The sequence below is a fragment of the Paenibacillus oleatilyticus genome, assembly GCF_018998565.1.
In the GTDB taxonomy this organism is placed as follows: Bacteria; Bacillota; Bacilli; order Paenibacillales; family NBRC-103111; genus Paenibacillus_G; species Paenibacillus_G oleatilyticus.
This window is the reverse complement of record NZ_JAHNZO010000062.1, coordinates 1-6520: the sequence shown is the minus strand read 5'-3', so window position 1 is coordinate 6520 and position 6520 is coordinate 1. Positions and strand designations below refer to the sequence as shown.

The following is a 6520-nucleotide window of genomic DNA, read 5'->3' as shown; positions in this document are numbered from 1 at the left end:
GAAGCGTTGTCTCAGGAGCTGCCGGGCTACATGATCCCGACGTACTTTGTGCAGTTGGAGAAGCTGCCATTGTCGGCCAACGGGAAGATCGACCGGAAAGCCCTGCCGGCTCCGGAAGGAAGCGTGCAAACGGGGGCGCGGTATGTCGCGCCGCGGACGGTCGTAGAGCAGACTCTGGCATCGGTTTGGGAAGGCGTCTTAGGCGCCCCGCGAGTCGGAATTCGTGACAACTTCTTCGATTTGGGCGGCGATTCGATTAAATCGATCCAGGTGTCATCGAGGTTATTTCAAGCAGGCTACAAGCTGGAAATGAAAGATTTGTTCAAGTATCCGACGATCTCCGAGCTAAGTCCGCATATCCAGACGGTCACCCGAATCGCCGAGCAAGGGGAAGTGACCGGAGCGACGAAGCTGATGCCGATCCAGCACTGGTTCTTGGAGCGCCAGACGACGGCTCCGCATCACTTTAACCAGGCCGTCATGCTGTATCGGGAGGAAGGTTTTGAGGAAACGGCGCTTCGTACCTCGATGACAAAGCTGGCCGAACATCACGATGCTCTACGATTGGTCTTGCGCCGGACGGAGCACGGCATCGAAGCTTGGAACCGCGGAGTGAACGAGGGCGAGCTCTACAGCCTGGACGTTTTCGATTTCACAGGTGAAGCGGATTGCGCTGCCGCCGTCGAAGCCAAAGCGAACGAAATTCAAAGCGGCATCGACCTGAACGAAGGACCGTTGATGAAGCTGGGATTGTTCCGCTGCGCGGACGGGGATCATCTGCTGATCGTCATTCACCATTTTGCGGTCGACGGAGTATCGTGGCGTATTTTGTTTGAAGATTTTGCGGCCGGATATGAGCAAGCCGTCGGCGGACAAGCCATTCAGCTTCCGCAAAAAACGGATTCCTTCCAGCTCTGGGCGCACAAGCTGTCGCTTTATGCGGAAAGCTCGGCTATGGACCGCGAACGCGCCTACTGGCGGGAGATTGCAGCGGTTGACGCACTGCCGCTGCCGAAGGATCAAGCGCAGGCCTGCTCGCTGTTCGGGGATGCCGAAACCGTAACGGTCCAGTGGAGCGAACAAGAAACAGAGCAGCTGCTCAAGCAAGCGCACCGGGCGTACAACACGGAGATGAACGATCTGCTGTTAACGGCTTTGGGCATGGCGATCCACGAGTGGTCCGGTATCGGGGAAGTGCTGGTCAATCTGGAAGGACACGGCCGGGAGCCGATCGTTCCGGACATCGATATTACGCGCACGGTAGGCTGGTTTACAAGCCAATATCCGATCGTGTTGGACATGGGAGCGGATCGGGAAATTTCGCGCCGGATCAAGCGGGTAAAGGAAGGACTGCGCCAAGTTCCGCATAAAGGAATCGGCTACGGCATCCTGAACTATTTGTCCGCCTCTACCGAGGGCAGCCCATGGAATATCGAACCGGAAATCAGCTTTAACTACATGGGCCAGTTCGATCAGGATCTGCAGAGCAATGCGCTGCGGCTTTCGCCGTATTCGATCGGCGAAGCGCTAAGCGCACATACGGTGCAGAGCTATACGCTGGATATCAACGGCATGATCTCCGAAGGCGCTTTGGAGCTTTCGATCCGATACAATGGCAAGGAATACCGCAAAGAAACGATTGAGCGATTGGCGGGCATGATTCGTGCAAGCCTTCAGGAAGTCATCCGCCACTGCGTAACGAAGGACCGGGCCGAATTGACGCCAAGCGACGTCCTGCTCAAGGGACTTACGATGGAGCAGTTGGAGCAGCTTGTAGAGCAGACCTGGCAAATAGGCGATATCGAGAATGTGTATAAGCTTACGTCGATGCAGAAAGGGATGATGTTCCACAGCCTGATGGAGCCGAAATCGGCAGCGTATTTCGAGCAAGCGGAGTTTGGCCTGCAGGGCCGGCTGGATACGGAGGTTCTTGCTCAAAGTTTCGATGCTCTGGCGCAAAGGCATGCCATTCTGCGAACGAACTTTTACAACGTTTGGGCAGATCTGCCCGTACAGGTCGTGTATCGCCATAAGCGTGTCGAGTTCGCGTATCAGGATTTACGCGGAATGAACGAAGCCGAGCGGCAGGCTTACCTCGAGACGTACGCCGTCGAGGACAAGGCGAGGGGCTTCGATCTGGCCACAGATTCGCTGATGCGCGTCGCGGTTCTGCATACGGCAGAAGAGAGCTACCGGGTGCTGTGGAGCTTCCATCACATCATCATGGACGGTTGGTGCATTCCGCTTATTACCGGGGAACTGTTTGAGCACTATTCGGCCATTTGTGCACAACGTCAGCCGGAGCTTATCGAGGCTCAGCCGTACAGCCGATACATCGAATGGCTGGAGCAGCAGGATGACGAGGCAGCTTCCAATTACTGGAGTAGCTATTTGGAAGGCTATGAGCACCAAACGACGCTGCCTGAAGCGAGACTTCAAGGCAAGACGGAAGCTTACGTACAGGAGGAACTCGATTGCGATTGGGGCAAGGATTTGACCCGGCGAATCGATCTCCTGGCGAAGCGGTACCAGGTTACGGTCAATACGCTGCTGCAAACGGCATGGGGAGTTGCGTTGCAAAGTTACAACGGCCAGCAGGACGTGGTTTTCGGAAGCGTCGTATCCGGAAGGCCCGCCGAGATACCGGGTATCGAGAGCATGATCGGTTTGTTTATTAACACGATCCCGGTACGCGTCCAAACAGCGGACGGTGAAACCTTCGCGGAAGTCATGACACGAATCCAGCAAGATTCCTTGGCCTCGCACGCGTATGATACGTATCCGCTCTACGAGATTCAGGGAAAAACCGAGCAAAAGCACGATTTGATCAACCATATCATGGTGTTTGAAAACTATCCCGTCGAGCAGCAGGTGGAGGAGACGGGAAGCGGCGTCGACGAAACGCTTGAGCTTACCGGTTTTGCCATATTCGAGCAAACCAACTATGATTTCAACTTGATTGTTATTCCGGGCGATGCGCTTCGGATCATCTTCCGTTACAATGCTAGCGTGTATGAACGGGCAAGCGTAGAGCGCATCCGCGGTCATCTCTTACGGATCATCGAGCAGATTGCGGACAATCCGAATATTCGTGTGGATGAGCTGGAGCTTATTACGCCGCAAGAGAAGGAGCAATTGCTGATTTGGTCCGGCGAGAATGCCGACTATCCCCGGGAGAAGTTGATCCATCAGTTGTTCGAGGAGCAGGTGGAGCGGACGCCGGATGCGGTAGCGGTGATCGGCGAGCATGAGGAGCTGACGTACGGAGAGCTTAACAAACGGGTGAACCGTCTGGCCCGGACCTTGCGGGCCAAAGGAGTGCAGCCGGATCAGAAGGTAGGCGTTATGGCCGAGCGTTCCCTGGAGATGATGGTGGCGATCTTGGCTATCCTGAAATCCGGCGGAGCTTATGTGCCGATCGATCCGACATTCCCGGAGGAGCGCATTCGCTACATGCTGGAGGATTCGGAGGCAAAATTGCTCCTGGCGCAGGGCCATCTGCTGGAGTGCGCGCCGTTTGCAGGCCACATCGTCAATTTGGACGATGCCGCGGTCTACAGCGAGGACGATACGAATCCGGAGCTCGTTAACGATGCCGAGAATGCGGCGTATGTGATTTATACTTCGGGGACGACAGGCAGACCGAAGGGGGTTGTGGTGGAACACCGTTCGGTCATTAACCGCTTGTTGTGGATGCAGAAAAATTATCCGATTGATGCGGCGGATACAATTATGCAGAAGACGGCAATCACCTTCGACGTATCGGTATGGGAGCTGTTCTGGTGGGCATTCGCAGGTTCGAAAGTATGCCTGCTTTCGGTAGGCGGAGAAAAGAACCCCGCGGTTATTCTGGAAACGATAGCACGGCAGAAGATCACGACGATGCACTTCGTACCGTCGATGCTGCATGCGTTCCTGGAATACGTGGAGCAATTGCCGGCCGCCGAGCTGGAGAGCAAGCTGACTTCGTTAAAGTATGTATTCGCGAGCGGGGAGGCGCTGACCGTATCGCAGGTAGCGCGTTTCCACCGCTACATTGCGCCGGTGAACGGAGCGCGAATCATTAACCTGTACGGCCCGACGGAAGCGACGGTCGACGTATCGTACTTTAATTGCGAAGAAGGGCAAGAATATGCCAGTGTGCCGATCGGAAAGCCGATCGACAATACGCAGCTGTATATCGTAAGCCGGTATGATCAGCTGCAGCCGATCGGGGTGCCCGGAGAGCTCTGCATCGCGGGCGACGGATTGGCCAGAGGGTATCTGAACCGTCCGGAGCTGACGGCGGAGAAGTTCGTATCGATTCCGTTTATGGAAGAAGGCCGGATGTATCGGACGGGGGACTTGGCGAGATGGCTGCCGGACGGAAACATCGAATACATGGGGCGGATCGACCATCAAGTGAAGATTCGCGGGTACCGGATCGAAATCGGCGAGATTGAGACGCAGATCCTTAAAGTAGCAGGGGTTCGGGAAGCGGTCGTGGTAGCGCGGGAGGACGAGAGCGGGAAGAAGGAGCTGTGCGCGTATTTCGCGGCGGACCGGAAGCTGACGGTGAGCGAATGGAGAGAAGCGTTGTCTCAGGAGCTGCCGGGCTACATGCTCCCGACGTACTTTGTACAGTTGGAGAAGCTGCCATTGTCGGCTAACGGGAAGATCGACCGCAAGGCCCTGCCGGCTCCGGAAGGAAGCGTGCAAACGGGGGCGCGGTATGTCGCGCCGCGGACATTGCTGGAGACAAGGTTGGCCCGGATCTGGAAAGAAGTTCTTGGAGTGTCGACGGTTGGCGTGAAAGACAACTTCTTCGAGCTGGGCGGGCATTCTCTGCGCGCAACGACGCTGGTCAACAAGCTGCACAAGGAGATGAATGTCGATTTCCCGCTGCGGGACGTCTTCCGCTATCCGACCATTGAAGCGATGGCTCGAGCGGTGGCCGGGATGGAAGAAGGGACGTTTACAGCCATACCGGTGGTGGAAGAAAGGGAGCATTATCCGGTATCTTCCGCGCAGAAGCGGCTGTTCATTCTGCATCAGCTGGAAGGGGCGGAGCTAAGCTACAACATGCCGGGAGCGATGCTGCTGGAAGGGGCGCTGGACCGCACCCGGTTTGAAGAGGCGTTCCGCGGGCTGGTAGCGCGTCATGAAACGCTGCGTACCGGATTTGAGATGGCGAACGGCGAGCCTGTACAGCGGGTCTACCGGGAAGTGGATTTTGCGGTGGACTATGTGCAAGCCGGCGAGGAAGAAGCGGCGGAAGTCGTCCGGAACTTCGTCCGCGCCTTTGATCTGGCGAAGCCGCCGCTGCTGCGGATAGGCCTGATCGGGCTGGCGGAAGAGCGCCATATCTTGATCTTTGACATGCATCATATCATCTCCGACGGCGTATCGATGGACGTCCTGGTCGAAGAGTTTGTCCGCCTGTATGGCGGAGAGGAGCTGGAGCCTCTGCGCATCCAGTACAAGGATTATGCGGTATGGCAGCAGTCCGAAGCGCAGCAGGAACAGTTGAAGCATCAGGAAGCGTACTGGCTGAACAAGTTTCAAGGGGAGCTGCCGGTGCTGGAAATGCCGACGGATTTTGCGCGTCCGGCCGTACAGAGCTATAAAGGCGATACGCTTCAATTTTTTATCGATGCGCAGAAGAGAGAGGACTTGCAGCGGATTGCGGCCGAAACGGGAGCGACCTTATATATGGTCATGCTTGCGGCGTATACCGTTTTGCTGCATAAGTACACGGGCCAGGAAGATATTATTGTGGGGACGCCGATTGCAGGCAGAACGCACGAGAACCTGCAGCCGCTGATCGGGATGTTTGTCAACACATTGGCTATCCGGAATTTTCCGGCCGGAGAAAAGACGTTCCTCTCTTATTTGGACGAAGTCAGGGAAACGACATTGGGGGCCTACGAACATCAGGACTACCCGTATGAAGAGCTTATCAACAATTTGCAAGTCGCAAGGGATTTAAGCCGAAATCCGTTGTTTGACACGATGATTGTCATGCAAAGCATGGAGGACGAGAGCTTTACTCTCCAAGGACTTCGTCTGGCTCCGTACCCGATTCAATCCGGTATTTCCAAATTCGATCTAAGCCTTGACATTTCGGAGGTCAGCGGCGGTTTGGAGTTCAGTTTTGAATTCGCCACGGCGTTGTATAAACGGGAAACGATTGAGCGACTGGCCAAGCATTTCGAACAACTGCTCGCTGCGATCATTAACGACCCGGGTATGCAAATCGGGAAGTTGGCAATGCTGACGTCCGGGGAGAAGGAGCAGGTGCAGTATGCGTTCAATACTACGGTGGCGGACTATCCCCGGGAGAAGTTGATCCACCAGTTGTTCGAGGAGCAGGTGGAGCGGACGCCGGATGCGGTAGCGGTGATCGGCGAGCATGAGGAGCTGACGTACGGAGAGCTCAACAAACGGGTGAACCGTCTGGCCCAGACCTTGCGGGCCAAGGGAGTGCAGCCGGATCAGAAGGTAGGCGTTATGGCCGAGCGTTCCCTGGAGATGATGGTGG

At 56.0% G+C, this 6520-nt stretch carries 1 protein-coding gene; it reads left to right on the top strand.

The genetic code is table 11. The features are described 5' to 3' along the window. Nucleotides 1–6520: non-ribosomal peptide synthetase (locus tag KQX66_RS36230; protein ID WP_216798363.1), on the top strand; the 6520-nt coding region annotated here is incomplete at both ends.